Source organism: Rugosimonospora africana, assembly GCF_016862975.1.
Taxonomy (GTDB): Bacteria; Actinomycetota; Actinomycetes; order Mycobacteriales; family Micromonosporaceae; genus Rugosimonospora; species Rugosimonospora africana.
Genome location: NZ_BONZ01000068.1, coordinates 70,263 through 83,194 on the forward strand (window position 1 = coordinate 70,263; position 12,932 = coordinate 83,194).

Annotated in this window: 9 protein-coding genes; 6 read left to right on the plus strand and 3 right to left on the minus strand. The window is 68.4% G+C overall.

Features of this window, described 5'->3' with window-relative positions:
- Nucleotides 1-232 precede the first annotated feature (232 nt).
- Nucleotides 233-2,263 carry a beta-galactosidase gene (locus Raf01_RS33630; RefSeq protein WP_239134165.1) on the plus strand — a complete coding sequence of 677 codons (2,031 nt, stop codon included), beginning with the start codon at nt 233-235 and terminating at the stop codon, nt 2,261-2,263.
- Here Raf01_RS33630 and Raf01_RS33635 read toward each other — a convergent pair.
- Nucleotides 2,247-3,308, minus strand: coding sequence for a mannonate dehydratase (locus tag Raf01_RS33635; RefSeq protein ID WP_203922111.1), 1,062 nt, complete (start codon nt 3,306-3,308; stop codon nt 2,247-2,249). The genes Raf01_RS33630 and Raf01_RS33635 overlap by 17 nt on opposite strands.
- A gap of 187 nt (nt 3,309-3,495) precedes the next feature.
- Nucleotides 3,496-4,233 carry a GntR family transcriptional regulator gene (locus Raf01_RS33640; RefSeq protein ID WP_203922112.1) on the minus strand — a complete coding sequence of 246 codons (738 nt, stop codon included), beginning with the start codon at nt 4,231-4,233 and terminating at the stop codon, nt 3,496-3,498.
- A gap of 409 nt (nt 4,234-4,642) precedes the next feature.
- On the opposite strand from Raf01_RS33640, the gene Raf01_RS33645 reads away from it, so the two are divergent.
- The 5 genes from Raf01_RS33645 to Raf01_RS33665 all read left to right on the plus strand — a co-directional run bounded on the left by Raf01_RS33645 (nt 4,643) and on the right by Raf01_RS33665 (nt 11,775).
- Entirely contained in the window at nt 4,643-5,935 is a 1,293-nt protein-coding gene (locus tag Raf01_RS33645) for an ABC transporter substrate-binding protein (RefSeq protein ID WP_203922113.1), read from the plus strand.
- A 62-nt stretch (nt 5,936-5,997) separates the two neighbouring features.
- Nucleotides 5,998-6,909 (plus strand): carbohydrate ABC transporter permease, encoded by a 912-nt coding sequence (locus Raf01_RS33650; protein ID WP_239134166.1) that lies wholly within the window; start codon nt 5,998-6,000, stop codon nt 6,907-6,909.
- Nucleotides 6,906-7,883: a carbohydrate ABC transporter permease gene (locus Raf01_RS33655; protein ID WP_239134167.1), complete on the plus strand. Its 978-nt coding sequence runs from the start codon at nt 6,906-6,908 to the stop codon at nt 7,881-7,883. Before Raf01_RS33650 ends, Raf01_RS33655 begins: the two co-directional genes overlap by 4 nt.
- Nucleotides 7,884-7,968: 85 nt before the next feature.
- Nucleotides 7,969-11,322, plus strand: coding sequence for a chitinase N-terminal domain-containing protein (locus tag Raf01_RS33660; RefSeq protein WP_203922114.1), 3,354 nt, complete (start codon nt 7,969-7,971; stop codon nt 11,320-11,322).
- 93 nt (nt 11,323-11,415) lie between these two features.
- Nucleotides 11,416-11,775 carry a nuclear transport factor 2 family protein gene (locus tag Raf01_RS33665; protein WP_239134168.1) on the plus strand — a complete coding sequence of 120 codons (360 nt, stop codon included), beginning with the start codon at nt 11,416-11,418 and terminating at the stop codon, nt 11,773-11,775.
- Between the two features lie 10 nt (nt 11,776-11,785).
- Here the strand turns inward: Raf01_RS33665 and Raf01_RS33670 are convergent, their stop codons facing one another.
- On the minus strand, nt 11,786-12,802 hold the full coding sequence (locus Raf01_RS33670) for a TerC/Alx family metal homeostasis membrane protein (RefSeq protein ID WP_239134169.1): 1,017 nt from the start codon (nt 12,800-12,802) through the stop codon (nt 11,786-11,788).
- Nucleotides 12,803-12,932: the final 130 nt, after the last annotated feature.

A 12,932-nucleotide genomic window follows, 5' to 3' on the forward strand; every position in this document is an offset into this window, starting at 1 on the left:
CAGGCGGGCGGGCGCGGAATTGGGCCGCAGTAGGCATTCCGGGCAACCACCGCCGCGACTGCCGTGGCACGACAGGCTGCTGTGGGCCGCGTCGGGTTCGCATAGTGTAAGCAAGGTCGTTTGACGCCGCCAGTCTGGGCGGGCCGGCGGGCCGGCGGGGCCGGTGCCAGTGGGCCTGTCGGCGGTGTGCCGGTCGGCCAGTGAGCTAGTGAGCCAGTGAGGAGAAGAGTCCGTGCCGACACAGTGGATCCGGTGGCCCGCGAACGTTCTGGCCCGGTTCGATGGCGAACCGGTGGCTTTCGGCGGTGACTACAACCCCGAGCAGTGGGACGAGAGCGTGTGGCCGGAGGATGTCCGGCTGATGCGCGAGGCCGGCGTGAACCTCGTCACGGTCGGCGTGTTCGCCTGGTCGACGCTGCAGCCGGCACCCGACCGGTGGAACTTCGGCTGGCTCGACCGGGTGCTCGACCTGCTGCACGCCGGAGGCATCGCGGTGGACCTCGCCACCGCCACCGCCTCCCCTCCGCCGTGGCTCACCACACGGTTTCCCGAGGTGCTGCCGGTCGACCACGCCGGCCACACGATGTCGCAGGGCGGGCGGCAGGCGTGGTCGCCGTCGTCACCGGTGTACCGCGAACACTCGCTGGCGTTGGTGGAGAGGCTGGCCGAGCGCTACGGCGAACATCCCGCGCTCGCGTTGTGGCACGTGTCCAACGAACTCGGCGGACACAACTCGCGGTGCTACGACGACGCGACCGCCGTGGCTTTCCGGGACTGGCTGGCGCGGCGGTACCACGACTCGCTCGATGAGCTGAACGTCGCGTGGACGACGGCCGCGTGGAGTCAGACCTACTCGGCGTGGGAGGAGATCCTGCCGCCCCGGCTGACGTTCACCGACTCGAACCCGACCCAGGTGCTGGACTTCGACCGGTTCAGCTCGGATCAGCTGCGCGAGCAGTTGCGGGCGGAGACCGCCGTGCTGCGCCGGGTGACCCCGGAGGTACCGGTCACCACGAACCTGGTGCTGTTCGACGCAGGCAAGAATATGGCCTACAGCTCGTGGACCGGCGACCTGGACCTGATCGCCAGCGACCACTACCTGAGCCCGGAGCCGGACGCACACGTCGAGCTGTCGTTCTCGGCAGATCGGGCGCGCGGCCTGTCGGCGGGGGCGCCGTGGCTGCTCATGGAGACGGCCACCGGTGCGACGAGTTGGCGCCCGGTCAACCCGGCGAAGCGCCCCGGGCAGTTGCGCCGGGACGTGTTCGCCCACCTCGCCCGCGGAGCCGACGGCATCTGCTTCTTCCAGTGGCGGGCCGCGGGAGCCGGAGCCGAGCGGTTCCACTCCGCGATGCTTCCGCACGCCGGGCCGGACAGCCGGAAGTTCCGGGAGGTCGCGGCGCTCGGCACGGAACTCGCCTCGTGTGCCCGGGTGCGGGGCAGCCGGGTGGTCGCGGACTGTGCGCTGCTGTTCTCCGAGGAGGCGTGGTGGGCCGCCGAGCGGGAAGGGCACCCGCACAACGGCCTCTCGTACGCGGAGTGCGCGCTGCGCTGGTACCGAAGCCTGTGGGACGCGGGTATCACCGCCGACGTGGTGCCTGCCTCGGCCGACCTGTCCGGGTACCGGCTGATCCTGGTACCCATGCTGTACCTGGTTTCCGACCCGGACGCGGCGGCTGTCGCGCGGGCCGCGGCGGCGGGCGCGACCGTGGTCGTCACGTACTTCTCCGGCATCGTCGACCCGCTCGACCGGGTGCGGCTCGGCGGTTACCCGGGCGCGTTCCGGGAGTTGCTGGGCATCCGGGTGGAGGAGTTCGCACCGCTGACCGGAGCGGAGTCCGTGAAAATCGACGGCGTCACCGGTCCGTCCCTGGTCTCCACCTGGCACGAGGAGATCGACCTGGTGGACGCGGTGGCCGAGGCACGCTATGTCAGCGGTGACTTCGCGGGCGGACCGGCGGTCACCCGCGCGACCCGGGGCGCCGGCGACGCCTGGTACGTCGGCGTGGAGCTGGACACCGACGCCCGCGCGTACCTGGTGGCGGCGATCGCGACGCGCCTCGGGCTGGCGGAGCGGCCGGTCGCCGGGCTGGACGTGGTGACCCGCCGGAGCGCCGGGGACGACTACCTCTTCGTCATCAACCACGGGGACACCGGCGCGACCGTCGCGGGCTCCGGCACCGACCTGCTGGACGGATCCATCCACAAGGGACTGATCGAGGTGCCCGCGGGCGGGGTACGAGTGGTCAGGTCGCCGCGGTGAGAACGCGCCCGGCCGGCTCGTCGAGCGCCAGACCGTTCAGCACGCCCTGCAGGTAGCCGATCGCGTGCGCGCGACCCCGGCTGCAGTATGCCTCCGACGAGATGTCGCCCCAGGTGTCCACGTCGCCGACCATCGCGGGAACATGGTCGTCGATGAGGAACCCGTCGAACCCGCGGTCGTGCAGCCGGCGGATCACCCGCGCCGGGTTGAAGTTGCCCTCGCCGAGGAAGCACTCCTCAAACCGCGGGACGGTGCCCCGGACGTCGCGAAAGTGCACGTAGCAGATGGCCGGCCCGAGCAGGTCGATGACCTCGTTGACGCTCTGCTCGCCGTTCATCTCGGAGACCGTGCCCAGGCACAGGTTCAACCCCCAGGACGGGCTGCCGCCGGCCTGCGCGCGGGCGCGCCCGATGGCCTCCGGGGAGGTGAAGATCCGGGCGACGCCGCCCAGCGGCTCGTCGACGGGCGGATCGTCGGGGTGCAGCGCGAGCCGTACGCCGACCTCCTCGGCCACGGGCAGCACGGCGTCGAGGAAGTACTGGTGGTTGGCCCACATCTGGTCGGCCGTGATCGGCTCGTCGACCGGTTGGTCCGGAGTCAACCGGTACCCGGCGAGCGCGTTTCCACTGTGGACATCGGCGAGGTCGAACCCGGTCACCCGGGCACCGCCACGCCCCTTCGCGGCCATGTCCGTGCGCCAGACATAGGTGCCGAGGAAGTTGTAGCCGAGGATGTCGATGCCAACCGCGGCGATGTTCCGGATCGTCGCCCGGTAGTTCTCGATCTGCTCGTCCCGGCCGGGCAGGCCACGCTGGATCTTCCAGAAGTGGGCGAGCGGAACGTTCTCCAGACCGTCGATCGCCAGCCCGTCGGCATCGCAGCGTTCCCGCAGCGCCCGCAGTTCGGCCAGGCTCCAGAAACCGCCGGCTCCGGGCAGCAGGTCGGGCGTGTGCAGCTGGACGCCGGCCAGCCCGAGCTGGTGAGCGAATGTCGCGATCCGGGAGTCGTATTTGTCGATGTGACCGAGGGAGATACGGATGCTCATGCCTGCCTGATTTTCGTGTGGTGGTGGAGGTGGTCAACCCGGCGAACGACCCGGCACCCATGGCGGGCGTGGCGGGCGGGTTGACGGGGATATCTATGCCGGGGACATCTGTGACGAGGGGCGCCGCCCGTGCTGGCGCACCCGGGCGGTTGTCGAGTCTATTCAGTGGCGATCAGATCAATGGCGATCAGTCGGTGAAATAGTCCGGGTATCTCGCCCGCAGCGATGGCGCGAGTTCGATGGCGCGCCTGGCGTGCCGACTGATCAGGGTGCGGCCGGCCGCGATGTCCGTGGCCTCCAGCGCGTCCACAATGGACCGGTGCTCGTCGATCAGTACGCGCACCGCCGCCAGATCCGGCAGGACGAGCCTCCGCAACCGGTCGAGCTGGAGCTTCGTGCGCTGCACGGCCTGCCAGGCCCCCGGGTACCCGCTGAGATTGAAGATCTCGCCGTGCAGCGCCTCGTCCGCCGCGAAGAACGCGTTGTAGTCCTCGGTCCGGTAGCTGTGCTCTTGCCGTTCGAGTAGTTCGCGCAGTGTGCTCACGTCGGGCGCGGAGCCCTCGCACGCCACCTCGAACGCCGAGATTTCGAGACTCTCCCGGACAAAGCGCGCCTCTTCCACGTCACGCAGCCCGATCAGGCCGACGCGCGTGCCGACCTGCGGGACGACGTGCACGAGTCCGGCGTCCGCGAGGCGCGCGAGGGCCTCGCGGACCGGTGTGCGGCTGACGTGCAGTCGCTCGGCGAGGTCGGTCTCGGACAGCGACGCGCCCGGGACGAGACGCAGTTCGCGGATCGCGGAGACCAACTCGTCGTACACGCGGTCCGAGGTCCGCGTGACCGCGCGCCCCCGAACGACGGGAGACAGTCCCTGACCGGGGCCGGCCGATGCCGGATGGGGAATGAACGCTTGGCGAGAACTCACGGAGATGATCCTTGCATGACTGATCCTTGCATGCCAGTGCACTTGTATGCAAGTATGCTGATCATTAACCTACTCGTCTGAGACTCGTCACACCTGCTCGTCCGTCCCACGCGTTACTCCCACAGCGCCACCCACGCGCCACCGCGCCACCCTTCGGATGTCACAGCAGATCGCGCCACCTCAGATCGCACGCGCCACCTCGCATCGCACAACCCCGCATCGCACAACCCCGCATCGCGACACCCCACATCGCACCACCTGGCCGGGCGGCACACGCAGCCCGCGCGATCCCGCACGCCCTGAGCGCTTCCGCAAAGACACGCTCCCGCAAAGACACGCTCCCGCAAGACACTCCCCCACGGCCCGGCCGTCCGGACCGTTCGTCCACATAGGAGTTGAGAGGAAAGTCATGGAGAGACGCAAGGCGAGACTCGCGGCGGCCGCGATCGCCGTCGCCGCCAGCATCGTGCTGGCCGGCTGCGGTGGCGGCAACTCCGCGTCGACCAGCAGCGGCCCGGTGGACATCAGCTTCTGGGGATGGGCCAAGTACGACCAGGCCGTCGCGCTCTGGAACCAGTCCCACCCGGACATCCATGTGAAGTGGGAGGGGCTGCCCAGCGGTGGGTCCAGCGGGTACGACAAGATGCTGACCGCCGCGAAGGCGGGTACGGCTCCGTGCCTGGCCCAGGTCGGGTACGAGACGCTGCCGACCTTCCTGGCCGCGGGCGCCCTGCGGGACATCACCCAGTACGTCAAGCCGCAGCACGACGAGTTCCCCGACTGGGTGTGGAAGAACGTCGGCGTCGACGGCAAGGCGTACGCGGTGCCGGTCGACACCGGCCCGATGGCCATGTACTACCGCGCCGACCTCTTCAAGAACGCCGGCATCCCGGTACCGAAGACCTGGCAGGACTTCGCCACGGCCGCCGCCAAGGTGAAGGCCGCCAACCCCGCGGACCGCATCATGAACCTGCCTACCGACCCGTACCTCTACTCGGGCTTCGCCTGGCAGGCCGGCGCCGCCTGGTTCGGGACCAAGGGCGACTCCTGGACGGTCTCCATGGACAGCGCCGCGAACACCGAGGTCGCCTCGTACTGGCAGGGACTGTTCAGCCAGGACCTGGTCACCACGTACCCGGCCTCCGACGCGTCGTTCTACTCCGCGCTGAGCAAGGGCCAGATCTGGGCCGAGGTCGGCGCGGTCTGGGAAGCCTCACTCATCCGTGACAACGCCGGCGACTCGTCTGGCAAGTGGGCCGTCGCTCCCATGCCCAGGTGGGGCACCACAGACGCGGTCGGCAACTCGGGCGGGTCCTCCACCGCGGTGATGAAGGACTGCAAGTACCCGAAGGAGGCGACCGAGTTCGCCATGTGGATGTCGACCAACACCGACTCCGTGTCGAACCTGATCGCCACCGGCGGCCTGTTCCCCGCGTCGAAGTCCGGGCTGGCCAATTCGGCCCTGGACAAGCCGCAGGACTACTACGGCGGCCAACCCATCTACCAACTGTTCCGGGACGAGTCGGCCAAGGTGAACCCGAACTGGCAGTGGGGCCCGGTGATGAACGACACCGCGGCCGCGCTCGGCGACGGCCTCGGCAAGGTGCACACCAAGGGCGGCACCTTCCAGGACGCGCTGAGCGGCGCTCAGAAGGCGAGCGTCTCCGCGTTGCAGACGCAGGGATTCACCGTCGCCAAGTAGTGACTTCGCGGGGGCCGCCGTGGTACGCGGCCCCCGCGAACCCTTCCACAGATGGGGTGACCGTGTCCTCCGTTACCATCGGGCGGCGGCGCCGCCTGCGCGAACTCCGGCGAGCCGCGCCGTTCGTCCTGCCGTTCGTCCTGCTGTTCATCGTCGTGTACCTGATCCCCACCGGGTACTCGATCGCGCAGAGCCTCTTCAAGGAACAACGCTCGGGGCTCGGCCTCGGCGGTGCGCAGACGGTGTTCGCCGGATTCGGCAACTACCTGCGGGCGTTCCAGGACTCGGCGTTCATCGGCTCGCTCGGTCGGGTCGCCTTCATCGGCGTCATCCAGGTGCCGGTGATGCTCGGCCTGGCGCTCTTCTTCGCCCTGCTGCTCGACTCCCGCGTGACGACCCCGGGGCGCAGGTTCTTCCGGATCGCCTACTTCCTGCCGTACGGGCTGCCCGGCGTGATCGCCGCGCTGGTGTGGTCGTTCCTGTACGCGCCGACGCTGAGCCCGGTCACCCGGCTGCTGTCGTCGGTCGGCGTGCACGTCAGCTTCGTCAGCGACGCCGCGCTGCCGTTCTCGATCATGAACATCCTGACCTGGGCGTGGACCGGCTACAACACGATCCTCATCTTCGCCGCGCTGCAGGCGATACCCGAGGAGACGATGGAGGCCGCCGCGCTGGACGGCTGCTCGGGTTGGAAGGCCGCGCTGCTCATCAAGGTACCGCTGGTCCGTCCGGCCCTGCTGCTGACGCTGGTGTTCTCCATCATCGGCACGTTCCAGCTCTACAACGAGCCGGTGACGATGAAGGCGGTGGCACCCAACCTGGAGTCCACGTACACGCCGATGATGGCCGCACTCCGGGCCCTGTCGGCCAACGACTTCAACTACGCGGCCGCGCAGTCCGTGGTGCTCGGCGCCCTGATCTGCGTGCTGTCCGTGCTGGTGTTCCGTTTCTCCGCGAAAAGGGTCGACGAATGACTTCTCTCGATCGGGGTCACTCCGCCCTCGACGCCCTCGACGCTGGCGACCGGGCGACCGCCGTGGCGCGACCGGCGGGGCGTTCGGAGAATACCGCCGCGGTGCCGCGCCCGCGCCGCTCGCGCGACAGTCCACTCACGACAGTGTCGCCGGCCTCGCGCGTCTTCGTGCTCGCCATCATGAGCCTCTTCGCCGTCTACTTCCTGGCACCGGTGTGGTGGCTGCTCGTCGCGGCCACCAAGGGCCAGGGGGAAATCTTCTCCGGCAACGGGTTCTGGTTCAGCCGGCACTTCGCCCTCGTACACAACGTGCAGACCCTGTTCGAGGCCCAGGGCGGGATCTACTCGCGGTGGCTGCTCAACTCGTTGCTGTACGCGGTGGGCGGCGGGATCGTCGCCACCCTGTTGGCGTCGATGTGCGGGTACGCGCTGGCCAAGCTGCCGTTCCCCGGGCGCGAGGCGGTGTTCGGCACGGTGCTCGCCGCGGTGCTGCTGCCGGCGCCGGTGCTCGCCATCCCGCTCTACCTCGTGTTCAGCTACACCCACGTGGTCAACACGTTCTGGTCCGTCTTCATCCCGAGCATCGTCAGCCCGTTCGGTGTGTACCTCAGCCGGATCTACGCCGCCTCGTCGGTACCCGACCAGCTCATCGAGGCCGGTCGGCTCGACGGCGCCAGCGAACTGCGCATCTTCGGCATCGGGGTACGCCTGATGGCACCCGCGATGGTCACCATCTTCCTGTTCCAGTTCGTCGCCATCTGGACGAACTACCTGCTGCCGTCGCTCATGCTGGCCAACGACAAGCTCCAACCGGTGACGGTGGGGCTGGTCAGCTGGCGCGAACTGCAGGGGTATCCGATCAGCTACACCACCGTGGTGACCGGAGCGTTCGTCTCCGTCGTGCCGGTCGTCGCCATGTTCCTGTCGTTGCAGTCCTTCTGGAGCAAGGGACTTGCGACGGGGTCCGTCAAGTAACAGGTCGTCCGGCCAGTTCGGCTCGGCGCCCCGGCGCCGCGTGACGACCCCGACCGATCGCTCACACACCCCGAAAGGATGGTCCATGCGCATCCTGAAACGAGTGATCACCGTACTCTGCGCCACCGTGCTGCTCGCCGCCGCGCAGCACGGTGTCGCGTCCGCCGAGTCAGATCCGCCACCGACCAACCTGCTCGCCGCCGACATGGACACCCAGTTCAACGGCCCAACCACCCCGCTGTCCACCGACACCGCCGCCAGCGGAGCCGCGCAGAAGTTCGTCGCCGTGGGCGGCGACAGCGCCATCGAGATCCGGGACTCGGCCCTGGGGGCGGCCAACCCCAGTTCCTTCACGCACCGCTTCACCGGCGGCGCCCTGATGACCGCCATCAACGACGTGTACAAGCAACCGGTCGGCAGCCCCGCCCGGCAGTTCAGCCTGTCGTTCGACCTGAGCCGCAGCGCGGCGAGCGACCAGCCGGTCGCCAAGGACATCTGCGCCTACATCGCCTTCGGCAACTTCGACAACAAGTTCGTGCCCCGCTTCCCGGTGCCGTTCGAGACGACGCTCACCAACACCGCGGCGTACAAGAACACGTCCGGCGCGCTGCTGCCGGTCACCGACGCCGACATTCCCCAGTACCGGTTCACCGTCGTGCCCAACGGCGGGCAGCGCCTGGTCACCTCCGTCGACCTGACGTGGGAGATCCGGGTCAACTCCACCGGGACGGACGAGGCGCTCGTCATCGACAATCCCTCGGTTGTCGAACTGCCGGATCCGGTCGTCGACAACCAGCCGCCGTCGGTGCCGACCGGGCTGACGAAGGGGCAGGTCTCGGAGAGCAGCGCCTCCTTCTCCTGGTCACCGTCCACCGACAACTTCGGCGTCACGGCGTACGACGTCTACCGGGACGGGTACCTGGTCACCTCCACCACCACCTCGCTGGCGGTGGTCGCGAACCTCGTGCCGTCCACGACCTACCAGTTCACGGTGCGGGCCAGGGACGCGAGCGGGAACGTCAGCGCGCCCACCGCACCGCTGTCGATGACGACCAGCGCGCACGTACCCAACGCGCCCGCTCCGTTCCCCGGTACCGAGCAGACCCGCTCGCAGTGGCTGTGGGACGAGACCAAGGCCATGAAGGAGGAAGAGGGTCCGCTGGACACCGCGTCGTACGTGGCGCAACTGGCGGACGATCAGAACACCGCGGCGAACCTCGGCAAGCTCGACCACCTCTACCAGGTGTACGACGCCGAGGCGTACAAGTGGGTGTCGAAGATGTACGGGTACCTCATGGTCGGCGACCAGTTCGGCACCGACCTGGACACCCACGTGCGCGGCTACTTCGCGCAGTACAGCTACAAGCTCCTGCCCCAGACCGAGAACCTGCGGATGAGCACCTACGTCACCGGATACCTGCTCGGCCAGTACCTGCCGGACGTGAAGGACCTGGACGGCAACTCCGGCGCGCAGCTGATGGCCGAGGACAAGGCGAACATCCTCGCGATGATCGACGCCGGAGTGCACCGCGGCTGGGCGGAGTACGAGAGCAGCGAGTACACCTTCATGACGTACTTCGGTCTCAACGCCATCTACCAGTGGGCCAACGACCCCGAGCTGGTCCAGAAGGCCAAGATGGCCATGGACGTCATGTGGTTCGAGTGGGCCAACGACTGGATCGACGGCTACCGGATCTCGACGGAGAGCCGGGCGAAGGGTGACGGGAGCCTCGCCGACGACCCGACCTGGCGGGGCGCGAACCACGCGCTGCTGGCCTGGACATACTTCGGCGCCTACCGGCAGCAGCAGGGCGAGGGCGAGTCGGACAACATCACGCCGTCGGCGTACCGCCCGGACCTCGAGTACGTCGGCCTGATGGCCTGGCCGGGGATGAAGTACACGCCGCCGCCGCTGGCCGTCGAGATCGGCCAGAAGACGGACAAGTCCTACACCTCGTACAAGACGAACCTGCAGAACTCCAGCGGTCGCGCGATGGACATCTACCGGACCAGTTACGTCCGGCCCACCTGGGGCCTGGGCACCGAGGTCCAGTACCGCCGGGTCGACAACTGGCTCGAGGACATGCCGATGGTACTGCGCTGGCAATCCGGCGCACCGCAGTCGGTGTTCCGGGTGTCGATCGACGTGGGCACCTCACAGATCGGCACGTACGACGATCCCTACCAGCACCGGGTGATGCAGGACGGTCCCGCCGCGGTGGGGGTCTACAAGTCGTCGGGCGACCAGACCGAGAACTACCTCAACGCGATGTTCCCGGACACCGGCTCCATCGTCGAGAAGCGGGACAACGTCGACGGGTGGACGCTGGTCAACACCGGAACGTCGTACTTCGCCTTCCGGATGGCGCAGCCCGGGACCTGGTACCACCAGACCCCGAGCGACCCGTCGAACGCGGTGAAGAAGACGACGCAGATCCACCCCACCACCACGCTCACCTACAGCTACAACATCCTGCGCAGCCAGGCCGACAGGAACGGCTGGGTGCTGGACACCGCGGACGCGTCGGAGTATCCGAGCCTCGACGCGTTCGCGAACGCGATCACGACAAAGACGAGCCTGGACACCAGCCACGTCAACGACACGGACCCGCGGCTGGTGTACCACAGCCTCCACGGCGACACGCTCGACATCACCTACGACAACCCGGCCGGGGCGCCGGGCGCCACGCACCTGGTCAACGACACCCCGATCGACTACGACTCGTTCAAGCTGTTCGACACCCCGTACCTGGCGCAGGACCCGCTCGGGAACACCTTCACCGCCACCGTGGACGGCAAGTCCGTCGTCTACGACTTCGCCAACTGGACGGTGACCACGCCGGTCGCCGACGACGGAGCCACCTCTATCCCGGCCGCCGGCACGCTCTCGTCGAACAACGGGTGGGACACCGGCCTGCTCGACGGTGACTACACCGTCTCGATGAACCTCTGGTCCGGCGAGAACGCCACGTCGTTCCGGCTGTACGAGAACGGAAAACTCATCAAGACGACTCCGCTGACCATGAAGTCACCCGGAGCACAGCAGGTCGCCGTGGACATCTCGGGGCGGCCGAACGGCACCTACGTCTACACCGGTGAGCTGGTCAACTCGAAGGGTACCCGTACCCTTGCCCCGCTCACCGTCACGGTACGGGACGCGAACCCCGCCGTACCAACGGTCAGCGACGACGACTGGGACCACGACGGCTCCTTCACGGTCACCGCGAACCTGTGGTGGGGCACGAACGCCACGCACTACCGCTTCCTGGAAAACGGGGTGCAGGTGGGTGAGGGCGACCTCACGGCCGCGACGCCGGGGGCGCAGCACGCGTCCCTGAACGTCACCGGCAAGCCCGCCGGCGTGTACGACTACGTCGTGCAGTTCTCGAACGCCCTCGGGGCGACGACGAGCCTGCCCCTGTCGGTGACGGTCGCATAAGGCGAATCATCCTGTGCCCCCGGCGTCCGTGCCGGGGGCACAGGCGCGGTAATTCCGAGCGCGACTCGCGCGGTTTCTGCCAGACTGCCGACCGTGACCGAACCCGACGCGGCTGCCGCCCTCAGCAAGCACGTGGCTGCCTTCAACTCCCGCGACCTCGACGCCCTGATGGCCGGTTTCACCGAGGACGCGTCCTGGGTCACCGGCACCTCGGTGGCTCGCGGGCACGACGAGCTGACCGAGCTGTTCGCCGGCGCGATGGCCGGTCTGCTGCCGACGCTGAGCATCGAGAACCTGCTCGCGGACGGCGACCGGGCCGCCTGCCAGCTGACGGAGACGCTGACGTTCGAGGGCGAGGAGCGCATGTACTCGATCGCCGGCTTCTACCGGTTGCGTGACGGACGCATCGCGTCGGCGAAGATCTACCGCGAGGGCAGCGCCGAACTCGCCTGAGCCGGCGGCTTCACCGCTGGTCGGTCTTCCGCCAGCGACGCCGGCGGGTCCGCTCCCCCACCGCGCCCGTGTGCGCCCGCTGCCGCGGGTGGCGACGCGACCGCAGCAGGCTCGCCACCGTCGTGGCGGCCAGAACCGAGAGAATCACGGCCAGCGACACCGGAATCGTGATCTCCGGTATGCCCGTCGAGACCTGCTCGTGCAGGAAGGTCAGGATGAGCTTCACGCCGATGAAGCCGAGAATCACCGCCAGCCCGACCGCGAGGTAGACCAGTCGCCGCAGCAGCCCCTGGATGAGAAAGTACAGGGCGCGCAGGCCGAGCAGTGCGAAAGCGTTCGCGCAGAAGACCAGGAACGGGTTCTGGGTCACCCCGAACACCGCGGGGATCGAGTCCAGGGCGAACAGCAGGTCGGTGGTGCCGATGCTGAGGAACACCAGGAACAGCGGTGTCACCATCCGCCGGCCGCCGGATCGGGCGAAGAGCCGCCCGCCGTCCATCTCCGTTGTCGTCGGCAGGACGCGACGGGCGTAACGCAGCACCGGATTGTCCTCGGGGTCGGGGTCGTCGTTGCGGTGACGGATCAGCTGGACCGCCGTGAACATGAGCAGGAGCCCGAACAACAGGAACGTGGGCGAGAACAGCGTGACGGCCGCGGCGCCCACGGCGATGAGCACCGCGCGTAGCGCCAGCGCGGCCGCGATGCCGAACAGCAGTGCCTTCTGCTGGTACGCCGGGGGTACCGCGAACCGGTTCATGATGATCACGAAGACGAACAGGTTGTCGACCGACAGGCTCTTCTCGACCAACCAACCGGTGACATAGGTGGTCCCGGTCCCCGGTTCGGCGGCGTACCCGAGCAGCAGACCGAACAGCAAGGCGATGCCGATGTAGACGCCCGACCAGCTGGCGGCCTCGACCAGGCCGACGGCGTGCGGTCGCCGTCCGGCGACCACGAAGTCGATCGCGAGCAGCGCCAGTATGAACGCGATCGTCGCCGCCCACGCCCACAGGGGCGTCCCGCCCAATCGAAGCTCCTCACGCACCGCCTACTCGTGGAAAGTACTCTCTTTCAGCGACTCATCCGGGCGAACGCGCAGGTTTGTCGCACCGGTGTCCCGGCGGCCGGCCAGCGCGGCGCCGTCGGCTCGGTCACCC

What these genes read in the sequence shown, in the direction of transcription:
- Raf01_RS33635 (WP_203922111.1), bottom strand. Translation starts at nt 3,308, where the DNA reads ATGAGCATCCGTATCTCCCTCGGTCACATCGACAAATACGACTCCCGG.
- Raf01_RS33645 (WP_203922113.1), top strand. Translation starts at nt 4,643, where the DNA reads ATGGAGAGACGCAAGGCGAGACTCGCGGCGGCCGCGATCGCCGTCGCC.
- Raf01_RS33655 (WP_239134167.1), top strand. Translation starts at nt 6,906, where the DNA reads ATGACTTCTCTCGATCGGGGTCACTCCGCCCTCGACGCCCTCGACGCT.
- Raf01_RS33660 (WP_203922114.1), top strand. Translation starts at nt 7,969, where the DNA reads ATGCGCATCCTGAAACGAGTGATCACCGTACTCTGCGCCACCGTGCTG.